The organism is Herbiconiux gentiana (assembly GCF_024978135.1).
Taxonomy (GTDB): Bacteria; Actinomycetota; Actinomycetes; order Actinomycetales; family Microbacteriaceae; genus Herbiconiux; species Herbiconiux gentiana.
In genome coordinates, this window is the sequence record NZ_JANTEZ010000003.1 from 162,681 (window position 1) to 183,157 (window position 20,477).

Here is a 20,477-nt window from a genome sequence, read left to right on the forward strand (position 1 = left end):
GCACCTGTGAAGATTCAGAACGCCTTCACGCTCGGTCTCGTCGCGACACTGGGTGTGGGCGTCGGAATCGGCATCCTGGGCGCCGTCACCTCGCTCGCGACGATCCTCACCTACATCGGCGTCGCCCTGTTCATCGCCCTCGGCCTCGACCCCATCATCTCCTGGCTGGAGCGCAAGCACTGGCCCCGCTGGCTCGCCATCCTCACTGTTCTGGTGGCGGTGCTCGGCATCTTCACCGGGCTCGTCTTCGCCGTGGTGCCAATCATCGTCGACCAGATCTCGCAGCTCGTCGACCTGATGCCCACGCTCCTCAACCAGGTGGTCGACCAGCAGTGGCGCGATCAGGCCACCCGCAACCTCGGCGGCTTCATCGACGTCAACGAGGTCTACAACGCGATCCTCGACTACTTCCGCGACGCCGGGAACGTGACCGCCCTCGCCGGTGGCGCCCTGCAGGTGGGCATCGGCATCGCGAGCGGAGCCTTCGGCGCCATCATCGTGCTCATCCTCACCCTGTACTTCACCGCCTCGCTGAACGGCATGAAGCGGTCGGTCTACCGCCTGGTGCCCGCCACCAAGCGCGAGCGCTTCGCCGATCTGGGCGAGCAGGTCACCGGGGCCGTCGGCCGCTACGTGGTGGGCCAGATCTCGCTCGCCCTCACCAACGGCGTGCTCAGCTTCATCTTCCTGAACATCATCAACGCGCCGTTCTCGGCGGTGCTGGCGTTCCTGGCCGGCGCGCTGTCGCTGGTGCCGCTCGTCGGAACACTCTCGGGCTCGGTCATCATCGTGCTGGTCTGCCTGATCCCCGGCCTCGGGTCACCCCTCACGGCACTGGTCGCCGCGATCTACTACATCGTCTACATGCAGGTCGAGGCCTATCTGCTGAGCCCCAAGATCATGAACCGGGCCGTCTCGGTGCCCGGCTCGATCGTCGTCATCGCGGCGCTCGCGGGCGGCACCCTGCTCGGGGTGCTCGGCGCGCTCATCGCCATCCCGATCGCGGCGAGCATCCTGCTCATCATCAAGCAGGTCGTGATACCGATACAGAATGAGCGCTGACGGATGCGCGGCTAAGCCTCGTACGTCGTCGGCAGCGGGTACGCCGCCGCGTTGACCCGCGCCACGATCTCATCGAGCACGCGGCGGGTCTGCTGCTCCCCCACCCACAGGTGCTTCCCCCCCTCGACCTCGACGAACTCGAGGCTCGGTACGGTCGCGAACCTCTGGCGGGCCTCCGCCGGACGCAGGAAGTCGTCGAGCTCCGGCACCAGGGCCACGAGCCGCTTGCCGTTGCCCTCCCACGCCGCGACCTCCTCGGGGGTCGCCCGGTGCAGCGGCGGCGAGAGCAGGATGGCCCCGTCGATCGGGTACTGCGCCCCGTAGCGCAGCGCGAGCTCGGTGCCGAACGACCAGCCGACGAGCCACGGATGCGGGAGCCCCTGCTCCTCGACGAAGCGCATCGCCGCCGCCACGTCGTGCCGCTCGCCCTCGCCCTCGTCGAAGGCGCCCTCGCTCGTGCCCCGCGGCGAGCTGACGCCGCGCAGGTTGAAGCGGAGCACCGCGACGTCGGCGAGCGCCGGCAGCCGGTTGGCGGCCTTGCGGAGGATGTGCGAATCCATGAAGCCGCCGTGCGTCGGCAGCGGGTGCAGGGTGACGAGGGTGGCGACCGGGTCGCCCGACAGCGGTGTCGCGAGCTCGCCGACGAGGGTGAGGCCGTCGTCGGTGTGCAGCTCGATGTCCTCGCGGCGGGCCGGCAGCTCGGTCGACGAGCGGATCTCGTGGGTGGTCACAGGGTCAGGCTCCGATTCTCCAGCAGTGGGTGTGCCAGTGCCGGCGGGCCGCCAGGTCGCTGGCGTCGCCCATCACCCCGTCGGCGCGCCAGGTCACGAGGTGGGCCGTTCCGGGGGCGATGGGCACCGAGCATCCGGGGCACGCGTAGGCCTTCACCGCCGATGCCGCCGAGACGGGCTGCACGTTCCAGGTGATGCCCCGGCGCACCTCGGTGCGCTTCCAGCCCGACAGCAGGCGCTCGAGGCCCGACTCGTCGTCGTCGCCGGCTCCGCCCGCGCTGCGGCGGGGACGGTTGCTGCGGGGCATGCCTCCAGTCTACGAAGGTCTACGAAGCCGGGGGGCCGGTCAGTGCCCTTCGCCGTCGGACTGCAGCAGGCGCGACTCCTCCTGGTCGAGCATGAGCTGCGCCCGCACCAGGATGCGCGAGGAGAACTCGCCGCGCCCGCGCGCCTCCAGCAGCGCGGCCCGCTCGGCCCGCAGCACCTCCATGCGCAGCACCCGGTACTGCTCGTGCGGGGCCGACTCGGCGGCGCCATCGTGCGCGGCCGCCGCGTGCGCCCGCTCCCAGGCCGATTCGCTGCGGAGCTCGGCGTCGCCGCGCACCCGGTCGACCACCCCCTCGTCGACCGCCTGGCCCGTCGGCAGACTCAGTTCGGGCGATTCGAGCACCTGCAGCCCGGCTGCGCGCAGCTCGTCCACGAGGGTCGCGAACTCGGCGTGGTCGGCCGCCGCGTCGACGCCGCGCAGCTTCAGCATCCGGATCAGCCACGGCAGCGTGCCGCCCTGGAGCAGCAGGGTGACGATCGAGACGGTGAAGGCGATCAGGATGAGCTGGCTGCGGTACGCCGTGGACTCGGGCAGCGACTGGGCGGCGGCGACCGTGACCACCCCGCGCATGCCGGCCCAGCTGAGCACCAGTCCGCCCTTCCACCCGGTGGCCTCGACGGCCTCGGGCCCCGACGGGTCGCGGCGGTGCGCGCGCGCCCGCTGGTAGGCCAGCAGCGGGCCGACGAAGGCGAAGCGGATGACGAACAGCACGAGCGCGGCCCCGATGCCGAGCACGACCGCCTCCCACGCGTTCAGGTTCTGCGACTGCGGGTCGCGGCCGATGGCGTCGACGAAGATGTCCTTGAGCTCCAGCCCCATCAGCAGGAACACGCCGTTCTCGAGCAGGAACTGGATGGTGCGCCAGTTCAGCCGCTCGCTGATGCGCACCGAGGCGGTGAAGTGCTTCGCCCCCATGTGCCCCGTGTAGAGACCGGCGACCACCACGCTCAGCACCCCGGAGGCGCCGATGGCCTCGGCCGGGATGTAGGCCAGGAACGGGATGACGAAGGACACCGCGGTGGTGAGCACGGAGTCGTTCAGCCGCGACCGCACCCAGACCGTGAGCGCCCCCACCACGAGCCCCACGCCCACCGCGACGACGGAGGAGTAGGCGAAGTCGACCGCCACTCCCCCGAACCCGCCGAGCGCGAGCGTACCCGCCGACGCCGCCGTCGCCGTGCGCAGCAGCACCAGGGCGCTGGCGTCGTTGACCAGGCTCTCCCCCTCGAGCACCGCGATCAGGCGCGGCGGCAGACCGAGCTTCTTGCCGATCGAGGTGGCGGCCACCGCATCCGTCGGGCTGATCACCGCGCCGAGGGCGATCGCACCGGCGAGGTTGAGGTCGGGCAGGATCATGAACAGCAGGAAACCGGTGCCGACCGCACTCACGATCACGAGCAGCACCGACAGCACCGAGATCGAGCCGATGTTCTTGCGGAAGTCCACCAGCGGCAGGTTGATCGCCGAGGAGTACAGCAGCGGCGGCAGCACCCCCGCGAGGATCCATTCCGACGGCACGTGCACGGGCGGCACCCCGGGGATGATCGAGATGCCGAGCCCGATCAGCACCAGCAGGATGGGCGTCGCGAGTCTCAGCTTCGGCGACAGCACCGAGACCCCGACGACGATGATCAGGCAGATCACACCGATGATCTCAGGTCGCATGGCGACAGCCTAGTGAAGCGGCCGCGCGCAGCCGGCCCGCATTCGGGCCGTGCGGATCAATACCAGTTGTAGTCCTCGGAGTGCGCCCAGGCCTCGCACGGGGTGCCGTAGCTGCCCGCGATGTAGCGCAGGCCCCAGTCGATCTGCACGTTCGGGTCGCTCTCCCAACCCGGCCCCATCTTGGAGCCGGGCAGCGCCTGGGGGATGCCGTGGGCGCCCGAGGAGGCGTTGTGGGCCTCGGGGTTCCAGCCGGACTCACGGTTCCACAGCGCCAGCAGGTAGTAATAGTTCTGCTCGCCCCAGCCGTAGCCCATGACGGCCTGGTACGCGATGTCCTGCAGCGAACCCGCGGCGGGCGGGCCGGGGGTGGGCACCACGTTGGCCTCGCAGCCGGCCGAGGAGGCGGGGGCCGCCGACCCGCCCTCGTCCTCACCCGACGCGGGCGCGGGGGCAGCGACGACCGCGGGAACCGGCACCGGCTCAGGGGCCGGCGGGTCTTTCACGGTGTAGCCGTCGCGGGCGATCGCGGTCGACTTCCCGCTCGCGGTGAGCGACTGACCGGCGACGGATGCGCTGGTCACCTCGGGCCCGAAGGTGCCGGTGGGCTGCGCCTCGGCCGAGTGCGCGTTGACGGCGAAGAGCAGCACGAACGAGGCGGCGACTCCGAAGGCGAGCGCTTTCACCCCGGCGTGCACGACGGGGTTCGGGGAGGACTGACGAAGCGCCATGGGATCAGTACCAGTGGTTCGCGTCGGAGTGGGCGAGGGCGGAGGCCGGGTCGCCGTAGCGGCCCTGGATGTAGTTCAGGCCCCAGGTGATCTGCGTGGCCGGGTTGGTGAGCCAGTCGGCGCCGGCCGAGGCCATCTTCGACCCCGGGAGGGCCTGCGGGATGCCATAGGCGCAGCTGGAGGCGTTCAGCGCGTTGACGCGCCAGCCCGACTCCCGGCTCCAGAGGGCGATCAGGGCGTCGTACTGCGCCCCCGTCCAGCCGCGGGCGGCCGCGAGCTCGAGGGCGACCGCCTGAGCGGTGGCGGGGTCGGCGACCGCCGCGTTCGGGTCGGGGCAGCCGCTGTCGGAGCTCGTGGACTTCTCGACCGGCGACGGCGCGGCCACGATGACGGGCGGCGGCGGGGGCGGCGGGTCTTTCACGGTGTAGCCGTCGCGCACGAGCGCGGTGGCCGCCGAGGCGGAGACCTCGAGGTTCTGCACCCCGACACTGCCCTCGTCGAACTCCCCCGAGAACGACGCCGTCGCCGACGACGCCCCGATGTTCGGGGCCACGACGGTGACGAACGCGCAGGCCGTCACGGCGGCGAGACCGGCCAGCTGCAGCGCGAGCCGACCCGTGCGCCGCGCGGGCGTGCGGGGCGCCACGGATGCGCGCTCGGAGGTTCGCTCGACGGCGCCGGGAGAGCGGGTGACTCTCGGGCGGTCGTCGTTCTGGGAGTGCTTGGCCACGATTCGTCCGATTTTAGCCCATCGGGCCGGAGACTCCTAAGCTCCGGCCCGAAGTGCGGCCAGCACCGTGCGCCGTTCGGCCTGTTCGACCGGGTCGGGCACGGGCAGCGAGGCGATCAGCCGGCGGGTGTACTCGTGCTGCGGGTCGTCGAGCACCTGCGCCCCGGTCCCCTCCTCCACGAGCTCGCCGTGGTAGAGCACCGCGATGCGGTCGGCCAGCAGATCGACCACCGCGAGGTCGTGGCTGATGAACAGGGCCGCGAAGCCGAATTCCCGCTGCAGCTCGGCGAACAGCTCGAGCACGCGCGCCTGCACCGAGACGTCGAGCGCCGAGGTGGGCTCATCGGCGATCAGCAGCTTCGGCTCGAGCGCGAGCGCCCGGGCGAGACTCGCGCGCTGGCGCTGACCGCCGCTCAGCTCGTGCGGGAAGCGGTCGCCGTAGCTCTTCGGCAGCTGCACGGCCTCGAGCAGCTCGTCGACCCGCGCCCGCGCCCCGGACGGGCTCGTCGCCCGGCCGTGGATGATCAGCGGCTCGGCCACCGCGTCGGCGATGCTGAGCAGCGGGTTGAAGCTCGCCGCCGGGTCCTGGAAGACGAAGCCGATGTCGGCGCGCAGCGGTTTGAAGCGCCGCTCCGAGAAGCCGACCATCTCGAAGTCGAGCACCTTCAGCGAGCCACCGGTCGCCCGCGTGAGCCCGCCGATGGCGCGGCCGATCGTGGTCTTGCCCGATCCGCTCTCGCCGACGAGCCCCAGCACCTCGCCGGGTGCGATCGCGAACGAGACGCCCTGAACGGCCCGGAACCCCTTGCGCCCGAGGCGACCCGGGTACTCGATCACGAGGTCCTTGGCCTCGACCACCGCGTTCTCGACGCGGCCGGCGGATGCGCGCTCGGCGCTCTCCCCGGCCCGCAGCGCCGCCCGGCTCTCGGTGTGCGCCCGACCCTGCCCGATGCGGGGCACCGAGCCCAGCAGCTTCTTGGTGTACTCGGCCTGCGGCGCGGAGAACAGCGTCTGCGCATCCGCCTCTTCGACGACCCGGCCCTGGTACATCACCACGACCCGGTCGGCGAGGTCGGCGACGACACCCATGTTGTGGGTGATCAGCACGATCGCCGTGCCGAACTCGTCGCGCAGGCGCCGCAGCAGGTCGAGGATCTCGGCCTGCACGGTGACGTCGAGCGCCGTCGTGGGCTCGTCGGCGACGATCAGCCCGGGGTTCATCACGAGGGCCGCGGCGATCACGACGCGCTGCTTCTGGCCGCCCGAGAACTGGTGCGGGTAGTAGTCGACCCGGGTCTCGGGGTCGGGGATGCCGACCTTGCGGAGGATCTCGACCGCCTGCGCCTTGGCCTCGGCGCGGGAGATGCGGCCGTGGGCGCGCAGGCCCTCCGCGATCTGCCAGCCCACCGTGTAGACCGGGTTCAGCGCGGTCGAGGGCTCCTGGAACACCATGGCGACGTCGGTGCCGCGCACCTCGCGCAGCTCGCGCCTGGACAGCGCCACGACGTCGGAGCGCCCGGTGCCCGCCCGGTTCGACAGCAGCACGGCCCCGTTGACGGTGGCGGTGCCGGGCAGGAGCCCGAGGATCGACTTCGCGGTCACGGTCTTGCCGCTGCCGCTCTCGCCGACGATGGCGACGATCTCGCCCTTCTGCACCGTGAGGCTGACGTCGTCGACGGCCTTCACGGCCCCGGCGTCGGTCGCGAACGAGATGCCGAGACGGTCGATGTCGACGACCGCGTCGCCGACGGCTCCCGCGCCGGTGCCCGGTGAGGCGGGGGTGGTGGCGGTCATGCGTTCTCCTCGCGGATCTCGACGTCGGAGGGCAGGGTCTGGTCGACGGCGGTGAGCGACACGGCACCCGCCTTCGCCTTCACGCGCTTGCGGCCGCGCAGGCGCGGGTCGGCCAGGTCGTTCAGGCTCTCGCCGACGAGGGTGATGCCGAGCACCGAGAGCACGATGGCGAGCCCCGGGTACAGCGCCGTCCACCAGATGCCGCTGGTGACGTCGGAAAGCGCCTTGTTCAGGTCGTAGCCCCACTCGGCCGCCGCCGAGGGCTCGATGCCGAAGCCCAGGAAGCCGAGGCCCGCGAGCGTGAGCACCGCCTCCGACGCGTTCAGCGTGAAGATGATCGGCAGGGTGCGGGTCGCGTTCCGCAGCACGTGCCGGAACATGATGCGCGAGGTCGACGCCCCGAGCATCTTCGCCGACTCGACGTAGGGCTCCGCCTTGATGCGGATGGTCTCGGCGCGGATCACCCGGTAGTACTGCGGGATGAACACGACGGTGATCGACAGCGCCGCCGCCAGAATTCCTCCCCACAGACTCGATTGCCCGCCTGAGATCACGATCGACAGCACGATCGCGAGCAGCAGCGACGGGAACGCGTAGATGGCGTCGCCGATGACGACGAGCACCCGGTCGAGCCAGCCGCCGATGTAGCCCGAGACGAGACCGAGCAGGATGCCGGCGACGATCGAGAACACAACGGCGAGCACGATCACGAGCACGGCGGTCTGGGCGCCCCAGATCACGCGCGAGAACACGTCGTAGCCGCCGACGGTGGTGCCCATGATGTGCGCGGCGCTCGGCGGCTGCTGGGCGCCGAAGGAGCCCTGGGCGTCGCGCAGCTGGGCGAAGCCGTAGGGCGCGATCAGCGGCGCGAAGACGGCCACCAGCACGAACAGGCCCGTGATGCTCAGGCCCGCGATCAGCATGCCGCGCTGCAGCCCCACGCTCTGGCGGAGCTGCTTCACCACGGGCATCCGCCCCAGCAGGCTGTTCTTCACGGGCGGCACGGAGGCGATGACGTCGCTCGTCATGATCAGTACCTCACTCTCGGGTCGATCAGCGCCGCGATCACGTCGACGACGAAGTTGGTGACGGCGACGAACACGGCCAGCAGCGCCACGATGCCCTGCACGGCCACGAAGTCGCGCGCGGCCAGATAGGCGGCCAGCTGGAAGCCGAGGCCCTTCCACTCGAAGGTCGTCTCGGTGAGCACGGCCCCGCCGAGCAGCAGGGCGATCTGCAGGCCGATCACCGTGATGATCGGGATGAGCGCCGGCTTGTAGGCGTGCTTGCGCACGAGCCGGAACTCGCTCACGCCGCGCGAGCGGGCCGCGTCGACGTAGTCGGTGCCGAGCGTTCCGATGACGTTCGTGCGCACCAGGCGGAGGAACACGCCGGCGGTGAGCAGGCCGAGGGCGATGCCCGGCAGCACGGCGTGCGAGAGCACGTCGCCGATGGCGGTGGAGTTGCCCAGCATGATGGCGTCGATGAGGTAGATGCCGGTCTTGTTCGGCAGCGTCTGCATCGACAGCTCGGTGCGGGTCGAGGCCCGTCCGGCGACCGGCAGCCACTGCAGCCAGACCGAGAACACGAGCTTCAGCAGCAGGCCGGCGAAGAACACCGGGGTCGCGTAGCAGAGGATGGCGAAGATGCGCAGGACAGCATCCGGAACCCGGTCGCGCAGGGAGGCGGCCAGCATGCCGAGCGGGATGCCCACGATGAAGGCGACGATGAGGGCGTAGAACGCGAGCTCGAGGGTGGCGCCGCCGTAGGTGAGCAGCACCTCGGTGACCGGGCGGTTGTCGGAGATCGTGTTGCCGAAGTTGCCGGTGAAGACCTGGCCGAGGTACTCGAAGTACTGCACCAGCACGGGCCGGTCGTAGCCGGCGGCATGGATGCGCTCCTGGAGCTGCTCGGCGGTGAGCCGGCCGCCCTGGGCCGCGGTGATCGGGTCGCCGATGGTGCGCATCAGCAGGAACACCAGGGTGACCAGGATGAAGATGGTGGGGAAGATCAGCAGGAAGCGGATCAGCAGGTACCTGCCGAGCCCTCCGCCCGCGCTCTTGGGCTTGGGAGCGACCACCGACGGTGCGTCGGTCGGAAGCAGACTTGTCGTCATCGTTGCCAATCAGTCGGAGCCGGTGGCGCACGAGGGGCGACCGGCAGAACCGGTCGCCCCTGTGCGATGGGCCAGGGAGTACCCTAACCCGTCGTGCGGACTATCCCTTGGTGAGGGGTGCGTAGCGGAACTTGAACGAGGCGTCGAGCGTGACGCCGTCGACGTCGGTGCCGGCGACGGCGACCTGGGCGCCCTGCAGGTAGGGCACGGTCGACAGGTCGACGGCTTCCTTGGCCTGGATCTCCTCGATGATCGACTGACGCTCGGCGGCGTCGGGGGTGGACGCCTGCTTCAGGATCAGGTCGTTCACCTCCTTGTTGTCGTAGTGGTTGCCGAGGAAGTTCTCGGTGAGGAAGAACGGCGTCAGGTAGTTGTCGGCGTCTGAGTAGTCGGGGAACCAGCCCAGCTGGTACGCCGGGTACAGGTCGGCCGTGCGGTCCTTCGCGTACTGCACCCACTCGGTCGACTGCAGGTTCACCGTGAACAGGCCCGACGACTCGAGCTGGTCCTTGATGAGCGCGTACTCGTCACCCGAGGAGGGGCCGTAGTGGTCGGGGCTGTACTGCAGGTTCAGCTCGACCGGGCCGGTGACGCCGGCGGCCTCGAGGGTCGCCTTGGCCTTGTCGGCGCTCGGGCCTCCGTTGCCGTCGCCGTAGGTCTCTTTCAGCACCTCGGTGGCGCCGGTCAGGCCGGCGGGCACGAAGGAGTACAGGGGCGTGTAGGTGCCCTTGTAGACCTGCTCGGCGATCTCGTCGCGATCGATCAGGTCGGCCACGGCCTGGCGCACGGCGGTCGCCTTGGCGACGTCGGCATCAGCGGTGGTGGCGCCGAACGGCTGCGTGTTGAAGTTGAAGGTGATGTAGCGGATCTCTCCACCGGGGCCGTCGTAGACCTTCACCTTGTCGTTGCCCGAGAGGTCGTCGACGTCGGTGGCCGAGAGGCTGCGGAACGCCACGTCGATGTTGCCCTCCTGCACGTCGAGCTTGAGGTTCGACGAGTCGGCGTAGTACTTCGCCTGCACCGGCGACTCGGCCGCCGGGAGCACACCCTTGTAGCCGTCGAACGGCACGTAGGAGATCAGATTGTTGAAGTCGTAGCTGTCGATCGAGTACTGACCGGCGAACGCCTTGCCCTCGACGATGTCGGCGTCGGAGGTGATCGAGTCGGCCGAGAACACGTCCTCGTCGACGATCGGGCCGGCGGGGCTCGACAGGATCTGCGGGAAGACCTGGTCGTCGGGGCTCTTCAGCTTGAACACGACGGTGAGGTCGTCGGGCGTCTCGACCGAGTCGAGGTTGTAGAGCAGCGACGACGGGCCGTTCGGGTCGGCGATCGCGAGGTCGCGGTCGAAGCTGAACTTCACGTCGGACGAGGTGAGCTCGTTGCCGTTCGCGAAAGTCAGGCCCTCCTTGAGCTTCACCGTGTACTCGGTGGGCGAGGTGAACTCGGCGCTCTCGGCGATGTCAGGCTCGACGTCGGGGCTGCCGTAGGGCGTGTTCATGAGGAACGGGAAGACCTGGTTCATCACGGCGAACGAGCCGTTGTCGTACGAGCCGGCCGGGTCGAGCGTGGTGACCTTGTCGGTCGTGCCGACGATGATGGCGTCGCCGGAGCTCGACGAGTCGCCGCCGGAGCCGGCGCAGCCGGTGAGGGCGAGCGCGAAGGCGGCGCCGCCGGCGACGAGCGTCAGCGAGCGCCGGGTGAACGTGGATGCGGGCGTCATGTCTCGCATTACCTCTTCCTGATTCGAAGGCGGGCAGGCGCGACGATGCGCGTGCTCCCCGCTTGTGCTGTGCACCATAGCTAACACAAAGAACGGGCGCCGCCCAAGCGGGGGCCAGGCCTGAAGAGGTTTCTTTACGCGATCGAAATATCGACGGCGATTTCCTCCACCGGATGCTCGATTCGAGCGCGGATTCTGAAGATTCCTGCGCTCAGCGCACCGCGAGCATGACGTCGACCACCGCGTCGAGCACGGTGTCGACCTGCGACTCGCTGTAGCCGCCGCGCCGCGGACGGAAGACCGCGGTGCGCACGTCGGAGACCGCGACGTCGGCTCCCGCCCGGAAGTACTCGATCAGCTGGGCGGCGAAGGCGTCGACGTCGCGGCGGTCGTAGCCCTGACGCAGGAAGCCGGCGCGGTCGAACTTCTCGCCGTCGGGGCGCTCCAGCCTCGCGAGGATCTCGGCCGCGCGGCCGCGCGCCTCGGCGAACCAGGCCTCGTCGCCCTGCTGGCGGTAGGCCTGGTCGCGCTCGCGCAGGGCGAAGGCGTCCTCGAGCCGCTCGAGCGCGGCGTCGACCGCGCGCGGGTCGTAGCCGCCCTTCTCCATGCCGAAGGCCGTCTGACGCACCATCGCGGCCGTCAGCGTGTACTCACCGGCCTGGTCGCGCTCGTCGTAGGCGACGCGCGCGCGGGTCAGGAAGTCGTCGACCTCGGTCGTGTCGTAGCCGAGGCTCGAACTGCGGGTGCGGGAAAACGGTGCGCTCACGGCTCTATTGTGCCGAACTTCGCCGAGATCACGATCCGAAGATCACCCAGAGCAGGTACGCGGCCGCCGCGGAGGGCAGGATCGAGTCGAGTCGATCCAGGAATCCGCCGTGCCCGGGGAGCCAGGAGCTCATGTCCTTGATGCCGATGTCGCGCTTCAGCAGCGACTCCGACAGGTCGCCGACGGTGGCCGTGAAGGTGATCACGGCACCGAACAGCAGACCGAACCACCAGGGCTGGCCGAGCACGAAGATCGACAGCAGCACGCCACCGACGAGCGCGGCCAGCGCGGCTCCGGCGAGACCCTCCCAGGTCTTCTTCGGACTGATCGTGGGGGCCATCGGGTGCTTGCCGAAGTTCAGGCCGCTGGCGTAGGCGCCGACGTCGACGAGCACCACCACGACGATGAACGACAGCACCCACCACTGCCCGCCGTCCTGCGCCAGCAAGAGCACCGAGATGCTCGCGAGGAACGAGACGTAGACCTGCACGAAGATGCCGGCGCCCAGGTCTTTGAGGAGTCCCCGGGCATCCGGCCTCGCCCCCTGGCTGCGCGGCTGCCGCACCGCCACCTCGACCAGTCGCCAGAGGGTGACGAGCAGCATGCCCGCCAGGGCCACGAGCCACTGCCCGGTGGCGCCCCAGTAGTAGGCGGCGGGCACGACCGCCACGCCCGCCACGACGGTCGGGATGCGCGCGACGTGCAGCTTCGCCACCCGCAGCGCGGTCGCGAGCTCGAGCGTGCCGAAGGTGACCAGCACCACGGCCAGCACCAGATAGAGCTCCTTGATGACCACGAGGCTGACGATCATCACGCCGGCCAGCACCACCCCGATCAGGATGGCCGAGACGAGGTTGCGGCCGGAGCGGGCCGTGATCTTCTCGTTGGCCACGTCGAACTGGTCTTTGCGGGCCCGCACCTGCGCCTGGATCTCGGCGCGCGTGAGCGTGCGGGTGCGGCGCACGCGCGGCGTTCGACTCGGGCGGGGCTCGTGGCGGCCGGGCTGGGGCCGGCCGGGTTCGTGGCTCATCGGAGGGCCGTCGGTGTCAGACCTGTCGAGGTCAGACCTCGAGGAGCTCGGCTTCCTTGCGCTTCAGCGCGTCGTCGATCGCGTCGACGTAGCGCTTCGTGACCTGCTCGAGCTCCTTCTCGCCGCGGGTCACCTCGTCGTCGCCGACCTCGCTCTTCAGGGCGTCGAGGTCGTCCTTCGCCTTGCGGCGGATGTTGCGGATGGAGACCTTGCCGTCCTCGGCCTTCGTGCGGACGATCTTCACGTACTCTTTGCGGCGCTCCTCAGTGAGGTCGGGCAGGGTGACCCGGATGACCGTGCCGTCGTTGTTGGGCTGTGCGCCCAGGTTCGGCACGTCGCGGATGGCCTGCTCGATATCGCGCAGGGCGCTCTTGTCGTAGGGGGTGACCAGGAGGGTGCGCGCCTCTTGGTTCTGCAGCGACGCCAGCTGCTCGAGCGGCGTCGGAGTTCCGTAGTACGACACGAGGATCTTCTGGAACATCGCGGGGTTCGCCCGGCCCGTGCGCACGCTGGAGAAGTCGTCCTTCGTGACCTCGACGGCCTTGGTCATTCGCTCGGTGGCATCTGCCAGTACATCCGTGATCACGGCAACTCCTTCAGTGGATCTGTGCTGTCAAGTGTAGTGGGGCGCCTCAGTGCGAGGTCGCGACCAGCGTGCCGATGCGCTCGCCCCGGATGGCCTTCGCCACGTTGCCCGCCGGCTCCATGCCGAACACGTGCATCGGCATGCCGTTGTCCATGCAGAGGCTGAACGCGGTCGAGTCGACGACCTTGAGGCCCTGCACGAGGGCGTCGTTGTAGGTGAGGAACTCCAGCTTCACCGCATCCGGATCGATGCGCGGGTCGGCGGAGTAGACGCCGTCGACGCCGTTCTTGGCGACGAGCACCTCGTCGGCGTGGATCTCGAGCGCGCGCTGGGCCGAGACCGTGTCGGTGGAGAAGTAGGGCAGCCCGGCGCCGGCGCCGAAGATGACGACGCGGCCCTTCTCGAGGTGCCGGATGGCGCGGCGCGGGATGTAGGGCTCGGCGACCTGGGTCATCGAGATCGCCGACTGCACGCGGGTCTCGGCGCCGGCCTGCTCGAGGAAGTCCTGCAGGGCGAGGGCGTTCATCACGGTGCCCAGCATGCCCATGTAGTCGGCGCGACCGCGGTCCATGCCGCGGGTCGACAGCTCGGCGCCGCGGAAGAAGTTGCCACCGCCGACGACGATCGCGACCTCGACCTCCTGGGCCGCCTCCGCGATCTCCCTGGCCAGCCCGGACACGACGTCGGGGTTGACCCCGAGGGAGCCACCGCCGAACGCTTCACCCGAGAGTTTGAGTAGTACCCTGCGCTTCGAATCCGGCTCGCTCATCCGCCATGCATCCTCTCGTCATGCCCCTGCTCAGGCTATCGTCTCCCGCCCGGCCCCGAATGCGCCCGGGCGTGGAAAAGGGCCCGGACCGACTGGCCCGAGCCCCTCTCTCAGCGTGTTACGCGCCGACCTTGAATCGGGCGAAACCGGTCACCTGGATGCCCGCCTCGGCGAGCACCTTCGAGACCGAGAGCTTGTTGTCCTTCGCGTAGTCCTGCTCGAGCAGGGCGACCTGCTTGAAGAACGCGGTGACGCGACCCTCGACGATCTTGGGCAGAGCCGCCTCGGGCTTGCCCTCGTTCTTCGAGATCTCGGTCACGATCGCGCGCTCCTTCTCGACGGCGTCGGCGGGGACGTCGTCACGGGAGAGGTACTGCGGGTCGGCGAACGAGATGTGCTGCGCGATGGAGCGAGCGGTCTCGGCGTCGGAACCCGTGTACGCCACGACCACGCCGACCTGCGGGGGCAGGTCTTTCGAGGTCTTGTGCAGGTAGATCTCGAAGTTCTCGCCCTCGAGTCGCGAGATGCGGCGGAGCTCGATCTTCTCGCCCAGGATGGCGGCCTCGTCGTTGATGACGTCGGCGACCGTCTTGCCGTCGGCGGGGGCCGCGAGGGCCTCCTCGACGGTCGACGCACCGGCGGCGGCGCTCGCGGTGAGCACCTTGTCGGCCAGGGCGATGAACTTCTCGCCCTTCGCCACGAAGTCGGTCTCGCAGGCGAGCTCGATCATCGTCGCGGCGCCGTCGCCCTGCGAGGCGGCCACGAGGCCCTCGCTGGTGGAGCGGTCGGCACGCTTCGCGTTGCCCTTCGCACCCTTGAGGCGGAGGATCTCGACGGCCTTCTCCATGTCGCCGTCGGCCTCGACCAGGGCGTTCTTGGTGTCGACCATGCCGGTGCCGAGCTGCTCGCGCAGCGCCTTGACATCAGCCAGGCTGATTGTTGCCATGTGTTTCTGACTCCTTGAGAGATGTGGCGGGCCGGCTCGTGGCCGGCCCGCCGGTGTGACTGGTTCGACTACTCGGCGGCGGGGCGCTTCTCGGCCTCGGTGGCCTCGGCCTCGATCTTCGCCTCGGTCTCGGCGTCGGACTCGACGTGGTGCTCGACCACGAGCGACTCGTCGGTGATCGCGGCGAGGTCGGCCTCGGCCTGGGCGTCGGCGTCGTTCTCCTCGACGGGAACCTCGGCGGCGACGACCTCGGCCACGGCCTCCGTGTTGACCTCACCGGAGATCTCGCCGTCGACGGCCTCGATCTTCTCGTCCTCGGCCTGGGGGTTCTCGGAGGCCTGGAGCAGCTCGCGCTCCCACTCGGCCAGCGGCTCGGCGGGGGCGTCGCCCTCTTCGGGCTTCTGGTGACGCTGGATGAGGCCCTCGGCCGCGGCGTCGGCCACGATGCGGGTCAGCAGCGCGACGGAGCGGATGGCGTCGTCGTTGCCCGGGATCGGGTACTGCACCTCGTCGGGGTCGCAGTTCGTGTCGAGGATGCCGATGACCGGGATGCCCAGCTTCTTGGCCTCGTCGATCGCGAGGTGCTCCTTCTTGGTGTCGACGACCCAGAGCGCGCTCGGGGTCTTCGTCAGGTTGCGGATACCGCCGAGCGACTTGTGCAGCTTGTCGAGCTCGCGCTTCTTGATGAGGAGCTCCTTCTTCGTGAAGCCGCTCTTCGAGGTGTCCTCGAAGTCGAGCTCCTCGAGCTCCTTCATGCGCGCGAGGCGCTTGGAGACCGTCTGGAAGTTGGTGAGGAGGCCACCGAGCCAGCGCTGGTTGACGTAGGGCTGGCCGACGCGGGTCGCCTGCTCGGCGATGGATTCCTGCGCCTGCTTCTTGGTGCCGACGAAGAGCACGGTGCCGCCGTGGGCGACCGTCTCCTTGACGAAGTCGTAGGCCTTGTCGATGTAGCCCAGCGACTGCTGCAGGTCGATGATGTAGATGCCGGAGCGCTCGGTGAAGATGAATCGCTTCATCTTCGGGTTCCAGCGGCGGGTCTGGTGCCCGAAGTGCACGCCGCTGTCGAGCAGCTGGCGGATGGTGACGACGGCCATGTGCCGTACTCCTTCTGTTCTCGGTTTGCTCCACGACGATGGCCGTGGATCCTGGTGCCCGGCGCGCATCCGGCCCGCCCGTGTTCACGGTGGGGTGTTCACGGTGGGACCGATCGGATGCTGCTGCCTCGAGGGCACGCGAAGTCACCCCGACGAGCGGGGTGCTCCGAGAACTATATCACCCGGTGCGGCGCCTACGACTGGGCGTCGACCGCCTGCTTGCTGTTCTTCCGCACGACCTTCAGGCTGTCCATGCTCTCGAGCGAGCGGCCCTTCGTCTCGGGCACGGCGAAGAACACGAAGAAGAAGCTCACCAGCGCGAAGAAGGTGTAGAGCCCGTAGGTGAACGCCAGCGAGAAGCTCGACAGCGCGGGGAAGGTCTCGGTGATGGCGAAGTTCGTCAGCCACTGAGCGGCCGCGGCGATGCCGAGAGCCTTGCCGCGGATGCGGTTCGGGAAGATCTCGCCGAGCAGCACCCACACGATCGGGCCCCAGGTGGCGCCGAAGAAGATGACGAACAGGTTCGCGCCCACCAGGGCGATCGGGCCCCAGGCCCCGGGAAGCTGCGGGGTGCCGCCGTCGGTCACGACCGCCTGCGAGAACGCGAGCGCCATCACGCCGAGCGACACCGCCATGCCCGCCGAACCGGTGAGCAGCAGCGGGCGGCGGCCGACCTTGTCGACGAAGAAGATGGCCACGAAGGTCACCAGCACGTTGATGATGCTCGTCACGACCGAGATCGTGAAGCTGGTGCTCGAGTTCGAGGTGTCGAAACCGACCGAGCTCCACAGGCTGGTGCTGTAGTAGAAGATCACGTTGATGCCGACCAGCTGCTGGAACGTCGACAGCAGGATGCCGACCCAGACCACGGGCAGCAGGCCGAACATCTTGCCGCGGAGGCTGGCGGTGCGGGCGTTCTCCTTGTCCTCGCGGAGCGACGTCTCGATCTCCTCGAGCGCGCCGTCGACCTCGGCCGCAGGAGCGACGCTGGCGATGACCTTGCGGGCCTCGTCCCGGCGCCCCTTGCCGGCGAGGTAGCGCGGCGACTCGGGCAGGCGCCAGGCCAGCACGCCGTAGACGATGGCGGGGATGGCGCAGACGATGAACATCCAGCGCCAGGCGTCCTGGCCGAACCAGAGCGGCTCGTTCGCGCCGCCCGCCGCACCCTGCAGCAGGGTGTCGGAGAGCAGGGCGGCGAAGATGCCGAGCGTGATCGCGAGCTGCTGCAGGCTGCCGAGGGCGCCGCGCACCGCCTTCGGCGCGATCTCGGCGATGTACGCCGGTGCGATCACGCTCGCGATGCCGATGCCGAGGCCGCCGATGACGCGCCAGGCGATGAGATCCCAGACCGCGAAGGCGAAGCCCGAGCCGATCGAGGAGACGAGGAAGAGGCCGGCGCCGATGAGCATTACCGGGATGCGACCGATGCGGTCGGCGATGCGACCCGCGAAGTAGGCGCCGATCGCGCAGCCGAGCAGGGCGCTCGCCACCGTGAAGCCGCTGAGCAGCGGCAGGCTGCCGAGGTCGAAGTCCTCCTCGATCGCCTTCACCGCTCCGTTGATGACGGAGGAGTCGAAGCCGAACAGGAACCCGCCGAGGGCTGCGGCGATCGACAAGGCGATCACCTTGCGGCGGAGCTTCCTCTCGGTCGCGTGATCGTCGGTCTTCTGATTGCTCATCGCACACACTCCCTCGCACCAATCGGGTGTCGGACGCCTTCGTCCGACGTGACCCGCCTTTCGATCCTGGCACGGTTCGGGCGGCTTGGCGTCTACTCCTGCACAGCTGTCGTAGGGGGTTCCTCTTTCTGCAGGGGTGGGGTGGAGTCTGGTGCGTCGTGCGTGCCGGGGTTCAGGATGCTCGGCATGCCCCTGCCGTCGGTCGCTCTGCTGCTCGTCCTCGCCCTGCTTCCCGTGCTCGGGCCGCCCGTGCTCGGGCCGCCTTTGCTCGGGCCGCCTGCGCTCGGGCCGCCTGGGCCTGCTTTGGCTGCACGCTGGGCGTGGCCGCTCGTGGATCATGCGGTGACGGCCGAGTTCGTGGCGCCGACCCACCGCTACGGTGCCGGACACCGCGGCCTCGACCTCTCGGCGTCACCCGGCGTCACGGTGCTGGCCCCCGCCGACGGGGTGGTGGCTTTCGCGGGCACGGTGGGCGACCGGATGCTCGTCGCCCTCGACCACGGCGACTCCCTCCGCTCGTCCCTCGAACCGGTCGCCGCGGCCCCCGACCTCGCCGTCGGCTCCCGCGTCACGCGCGGCCAGCCCCTCGGCGCGGTCTCTTCAGGCGGGCACTGCGGATCGCACTGCCTGCACCTCGGCGTACGGATCGCGGGCGACTACGTCAACCCGCGACTGCTCCTCGGAGGCATCCCCCGCGCGGTGCTGCTGCCTACGTCCCTCCCGGCCCGCTTCACGCCCGGGGGTGGGCCGCCCGGTACGACTCGCGCAGCCGCTCGACACTCACGTGGGTGTAGATCTGGGTCGTCCCGAGGCTGGCGTGGCCGAGCATCTCCTGCACAGCGCGGAGGTCGGCGCCCCCGTCGAGCAGGTGCGTCGCCGCCGTGTGGCGCAGGGCGTGGGGGCCGGCTGGCCCGCTCCCCGGCACGGTCTCGAGCAGGGCCGCCACGAGCTGGTACACGGCTCTCGTACCGAGCCGGCCCCCTCGCGCGCCGAGGAACAGGGCGCCTCGTGTGCCCTGCGTTCCCTGCGTGCTGCCGCGCTTCATCAACGGCTTCCGCGCCCGCGCCAGGTAGTCGGTCAGGGCGAGCTGGGCCGGTCGCCCGAACGGCACGATGCGCTCCTTCGAGCCCTTGCCCACGACGCGCACCGTGCGGCGATCGAGATCGAGATCGTCGACGTCGATGCCCACGAGCTCGGACACCCGCAGCGCCGACGCGTACAGCAGCTCGACCACGGCGACATCCCGCAGCGTCCCGGGCTCACCCTCGGCGGCGCGCTCCTGCAGCGCCTGCAGCACCCCGCCCATCGAGTCGTCGCTCAGCACCCGCGGCAGCGACCGGTCGGGCTTGGGAGCTCGCAGCCGCACCGCGGTGTCGACCTCTGTCTGTCCGGTCTGCCGCAGCCACGCCGAGAACGTCTTGGCGGTCGCGGCCCGCCGCGCGAGCGTTGCCTTGGCGAGCTCCCGCTGCGAGGCCTCCCACAGCCAGTCGCGGTACACCTCGAGGTCGAGCCCCTCGACGTCGTCGACGCCGCGCGCCCCCGCGAACCGCTCCAGATCCCCCAGATCGGCCCCGTACGCCCGCACCGTGTGCTCGGAGTACCCCCGCTCGAGCCGCAGATACCGCGCATACGCCTCCCGCGCCTCGCCGATCCCGACCATCCCCCCAGCATGCCCCCGCCCCATGCTCGGGCCACCCACCCCACGCCGCCTGCACGCGATCACCACGCGCCACCTTACGGCCGGCGCCGGCTGTGTCAGGCGGGCGGGGCGACGTGCTTCGAGAAGGCCTCGAGCTGCTCGTCGGCGGGCAGCTCGGCCATGCGCTCCACGAACGCGTTGTCGAACCCGGACACAACCGGGAACTCCCCCACCGGAACCATCGAGTGCACGATCCGGTCGTCGTACACCTGCACGATCGAGAACGACTGCCCGCCGCCGAGCCCCACGAGCCGGCCGCGCGGCGCGAGCATGTCCATCGTGTAGCAGGTGGCCGCCGCCACCGACACCGGCACCCCGGCGAACACACTGTGCGTCGAATAGTGCAGATGCCCCCCGAGTACCGCCCGCACGTCACTGCCCTCGATCACGCGGGCGAGCTCGTCCTGCCGCTGCAGCTCGAGGATCGGCATCAGCGGGATCGTCGTCGGGATCGGCGGGTGGTGCAGCGCGAGCACGGTCCCCTCGGGCGCCGGCTCGGCAAGCTCGCCCCGCAGCCAGTCCAGCTGCTCGGCCGCCAGCTCGCCGTGGTGGTACCCGGGCACGCTCGTGTCGAGCGCGATCACCCGCAGCCCGCCCAGCCGGATGCTCGCCACCACCGGCTCCGTCGCCGCCGCCTCGTCCAGCAGCTCGACGCGCAGCCGCGCCCGGTCGTCATGGTTGCCCATCACCCACAGCACCTGCGCCCCCAACCGCTCGGCGGCCGGCTCGACGATCCCCCGGATCCGCCGATACGCGTCCTCCTCCCCCAGATCGGCGATGTCCCCGGTGAAGACGAACAGCTCGGGCCGCATCCCCGAGGCCTCCAACTGCCGCAGCGCCTGCGTCAGCCCCGCATCGGTGTCGACGGCCCCGTACAGCGCCCTCTCCCCCGCCAGAAAATGCGTGTCGCTGATATGAACGATCGTGTGCCCAGGCACCCCGTACTGACCCATGCCCCCATCCTCCCAGCCCCACCCGCCCCGCGCCTCCCCCGTCCTCGCCAAGGTTGGGCAGCGACGCCAGCACGGCTG

18 protein-coding genes and 2 pseudogenes are annotated in these 20,477 nt (G+C 69.9%); 2 read left to right on the forward strand and 18 right to left on the reverse strand.

The genetic code is table 11. The annotated features are described in order from the left end of the window. The first annotated feature begins 6 nt into the window (after positions 1–6). Positions 7–1,062 carry an AI-2E family transporter gene (locus tag NVV95_RS07815; RefSeq protein WP_259485990.1) on the forward strand — a complete coding sequence of 352 codons (1,056 nt, stop codon included), beginning with the start codon at positions 7–9 and terminating at the stop codon, positions 1,060–1,062. An 11-nt stretch (positions 1,063–1,073) separates the two neighbouring features. On the opposite strand, the gene NVV95_RS07820 is transcribed toward NVV95_RS07815, so the two are convergent. The 16 genes and pseudogenes from NVV95_RS07820 to NVV95_RS07895 all read right to left on the reverse strand — a co-directional run bounded on the left by NVV95_RS07820 (position 1,074) and on the right by NVV95_RS07895 (position 17,747). Further along, positions 1,074–1,793: an alpha/beta hydrolase gene (locus NVV95_RS07820; RefSeq protein WP_259485991.1), complete on the reverse strand. Its 720-nt coding sequence runs from the start codon at positions 1,791–1,793 to the stop codon at positions 1,074–1,076. Between the two features lie 4 nt (positions 1,794–1,797). Further along, positions 1,798–2,100 carry an Rv1322 family protein gene (locus NVV95_RS07825; RefSeq protein ID WP_259485992.1) on the reverse strand — a complete coding sequence of 101 codons (303 nt, stop codon included), beginning with the start codon at positions 2,098–2,100 and terminating at the stop codon, positions 1,798–1,800. Positions 2,101–2,139: 39 nt separating this feature from the next. Continuing rightward, positions 2,140–3,786, reverse strand: a complete 1,647-nt coding sequence (locus NVV95_RS07830; RefSeq protein WP_259485993.1) for a cation:proton antiporter — start codon at positions 3,784–3,786, stop codon at positions 2,140–2,142. Positions 3,787–3,842: 56 nt separating this feature from the next. Continuing rightward, on the reverse strand, positions 3,843–4,514 hold the full coding sequence (locus NVV95_RS07835; RefSeq protein ID WP_259485994.1) for an aggregation-promoting factor C-terminal-like domain-containing protein: 672 nt from the start codon (positions 4,512–4,514) through the stop codon (positions 3,843–3,845). Between the two features lie 4 nt (positions 4,515–4,518). Beyond that, positions 4,519–5,244 (reverse strand): aggregation-promoting factor C-terminal-like domain-containing protein, encoded by a 726-nt coding sequence (locus NVV95_RS07840; RefSeq protein WP_259485995.1) that lies wholly within the window; start codon positions 5,242–5,244, stop codon positions 4,519–4,521. A 36-nt stretch (positions 5,245–5,280) separates the two neighbouring features. Beyond that, positions 5,281–7,038 (reverse strand): dipeptide ABC transporter ATP-binding protein, encoded by a 1,758-nt coding sequence (locus NVV95_RS07845; RefSeq protein WP_259485996.1) that lies wholly within the window; start codon positions 7,036–7,038, stop codon positions 5,281–5,283. Further along, positions 7,035–8,066: an ABC transporter permease gene (locus NVV95_RS07850; protein WP_259485997.1), complete on the reverse strand. Its 1,032-nt coding sequence runs from the start codon at positions 8,064–8,066 to the stop codon at positions 7,035–7,037. Before NVV95_RS07850 ends, NVV95_RS07845 begins: the two co-directional genes overlap by 4 nt. Positions 8,067–8,068: 2 nt before the next feature. Beyond that, positions 8,069–9,154 carry an ABC transporter permease gene (locus NVV95_RS07855; protein WP_259485998.1) on the reverse strand — a complete coding sequence of 362 codons (1,086 nt, stop codon included), beginning with the start codon at positions 9,152–9,154 and terminating at the stop codon, positions 8,069–8,071. A 100-nt stretch (positions 9,155–9,254) separates the two neighbouring features. Further along, entirely contained in the window at positions 9,255–10,877 is a 1,623-nt protein-coding gene (locus tag NVV95_RS07860; RefSeq protein ID WP_259485999.1) for an ABC transporter substrate-binding protein, read from the reverse strand. 211 nt (positions 10,878–11,088) lie between these two features. Further along, positions 11,089–11,643 (reverse strand): DivIVA domain-containing protein, encoded by a 555-nt coding sequence (locus NVV95_RS07865; RefSeq protein ID WP_259486000.1) that lies wholly within the window; start codon positions 11,641–11,643, stop codon positions 11,089–11,091. A 28-nt stretch (positions 11,644–11,671) separates the two neighbouring features. After that, the gene (locus NVV95_RS07870; protein ID WP_259486001.1) at positions 11,672–12,607 is read right to left on the reverse strand and encodes a phosphatidate cytidylyltransferase; all 936 of its coding nucleotides are present in this window, start codon (positions 12,605–12,607) and stop codon (positions 11,672–11,674) included. Positions 12,608–12,704: 97 nt separating this feature from the next. Then, on the reverse strand, positions 12,705–13,259 hold the full coding sequence (frr, locus tag NVV95_RS07875; RefSeq protein WP_259486002.1) for a ribosome recycling factor: 555 nt from the start codon (positions 13,257–13,259) through the stop codon (positions 12,705–12,707). 46 nt (positions 13,260–13,305) lie between these two features. Continuing rightward, positions 13,306–14,028: a UMP kinase gene (pyrH, locus tag NVV95_RS07880; protein ID WP_259486003.1), complete on the reverse strand. Its 723-nt coding sequence runs from the start codon at positions 14,026–14,028 to the stop codon at positions 13,306–13,308. A 118-nt stretch (positions 14,029–14,146) separates the two neighbouring features. Next, the gene (gene tsf, locus NVV95_RS07885) at positions 14,147–14,974 is read right to left on the reverse strand and encodes a translation elongation factor Ts (protein WP_259486004.1); all 828 of its coding nucleotides are present in this window, start codon (positions 14,972–14,974) and stop codon (positions 14,147–14,149) included. A 337-nt stretch (positions 14,975–15,311) separates the two neighbouring features. Next, positions 15,312–16,068, reverse strand: a pseudogene (rpsB, locus tag NVV95_RS07890) (30S ribosomal protein S2); the annotation flags it as partial. Positions 16,069–16,262: 194 nt separating this feature from the next. Continuing rightward, positions 16,263–17,747: a sugar porter family MFS transporter gene (locus NVV95_RS07895; protein ID WP_259486006.1), complete on the reverse strand. Its 1,485-nt coding sequence runs from the start codon at positions 17,745–17,747 to the stop codon at positions 16,263–16,265. Positions 17,748–17,933: 186 nt separating this feature from the next. Between NVV95_RS07895 and NVV95_RS07900 the strand changes: the two are divergent. Continuing rightward, a pseudogene (locus tag NVV95_RS07900) lies at positions 17,934–18,404 on the forward strand (murein hydrolase activator EnvC family protein); the annotation flags it as partial. Positions 18,405–18,477: 73 nt separating this feature from the next. Here NVV95_RS07900 and NVV95_RS07905 read toward each other — a convergent pair. Together NVV95_RS07905 and NVV95_RS07910 are read right to left on the reverse strand one after the other, a co-directional pair. Beyond that, positions 18,478–19,407 carry a tyrosine-type recombinase/integrase gene (locus tag NVV95_RS07905; RefSeq protein WP_259486007.1) on the reverse strand — a complete coding sequence of 310 codons (930 nt, stop codon included), beginning with the start codon at positions 19,405–19,407 and terminating at the stop codon, positions 18,478–18,480. Between the two features lie 95 nt (positions 19,408–19,502). Continuing rightward, on the reverse strand, positions 19,503–20,399 hold the full coding sequence (locus NVV95_RS07910; protein WP_259486008.1) for a phosphodiesterase: 897 nt from the start codon (positions 20,397–20,399) through the stop codon (positions 19,503–19,505). Positions 20,400–20,477 lie beyond the last annotated feature (78 nt).

Excerpts from the sequence above, each read along its gene's own strand:
- NVV95_RS07830 (WP_259485993.1), bottom strand. The coding sequence starts at position 3,786 with ATGCGACCTGAGATCATCGGTGTGATCTGCCTGATCATCGTCGTCGGG.
- NVV95_RS07895 (WP_259486006.1), bottom strand. The coding sequence starts at position 17,747 with ATGAGCAATCAGAAGACCGACGATCACGCGACCGAGAGGAAGCTCCGC.
- NVV95_RS07845 (WP_259485996.1), bottom strand. The coding sequence starts at position 7,038 with ATGACCGCCACCACCCCCGCCTCACCGGGCACCGGCGCGGGAGCCGTC.
- NVV95_RS07860 (WP_259485999.1), bottom strand. The coding sequence starts at position 10,877 with ATGACGCCCGCATCCACGTTCACCCGGCGCTCGCTGACGCTCGTCGCC.
- NVV95_RS07905 (WP_259486007.1), bottom strand. The coding sequence starts at position 19,407 with ATGGTCGGGATCGGCGAGGCGCGGGAGGCGTATGCGCGGTATCTGCGG.
- NVV95_RS07910 (WP_259486008.1), bottom strand. The coding sequence starts at position 20,399 with ATGGGTCAGTACGGGGTGCCTGGGCACACGATCGTTCATATCAGCGAC.
- NVV95_RS07835 (WP_259485994.1), bottom strand. The coding sequence starts at position 4,514 with ATGGCGCTTCGTCAGTCCTCCCCGAACCCCGTCGTGCACGCCGGGGTG.
- pyrH (WP_259486003.1), bottom strand. The coding sequence starts at position 14,028 with ATGAGCGAGCCGGATTCGAAGCGCAGGGTACTACTCAAACTCTCGGGT.
- tsf (WP_259486004.1), bottom strand. The coding sequence starts at position 14,974 with ATGGCAACAATCAGCCTGGCTGATGTCAAGGCGCTGCGCGAGCAGCTC.
- NVV95_RS07850 (WP_259485997.1), bottom strand. The coding sequence starts at position 8,066 with ATGACGAGCGACGTCATCGCCTCCGTGCCGCCCGTGAAGAACAGCCTG.
- NVV95_RS07855 (WP_259485998.1), bottom strand. The coding sequence starts at position 9,154 with ATGACGACAAGTCTGCTTCCGACCGACGCACCGTCGGTGGTCGCTCCC.
- NVV95_RS07825 (WP_259485992.1), bottom strand. The coding sequence starts at position 2,100 with ATGCCCCGCAGCAACCGTCCCCGCCGCAGCGCGGGCGGAGCCGGCGAC.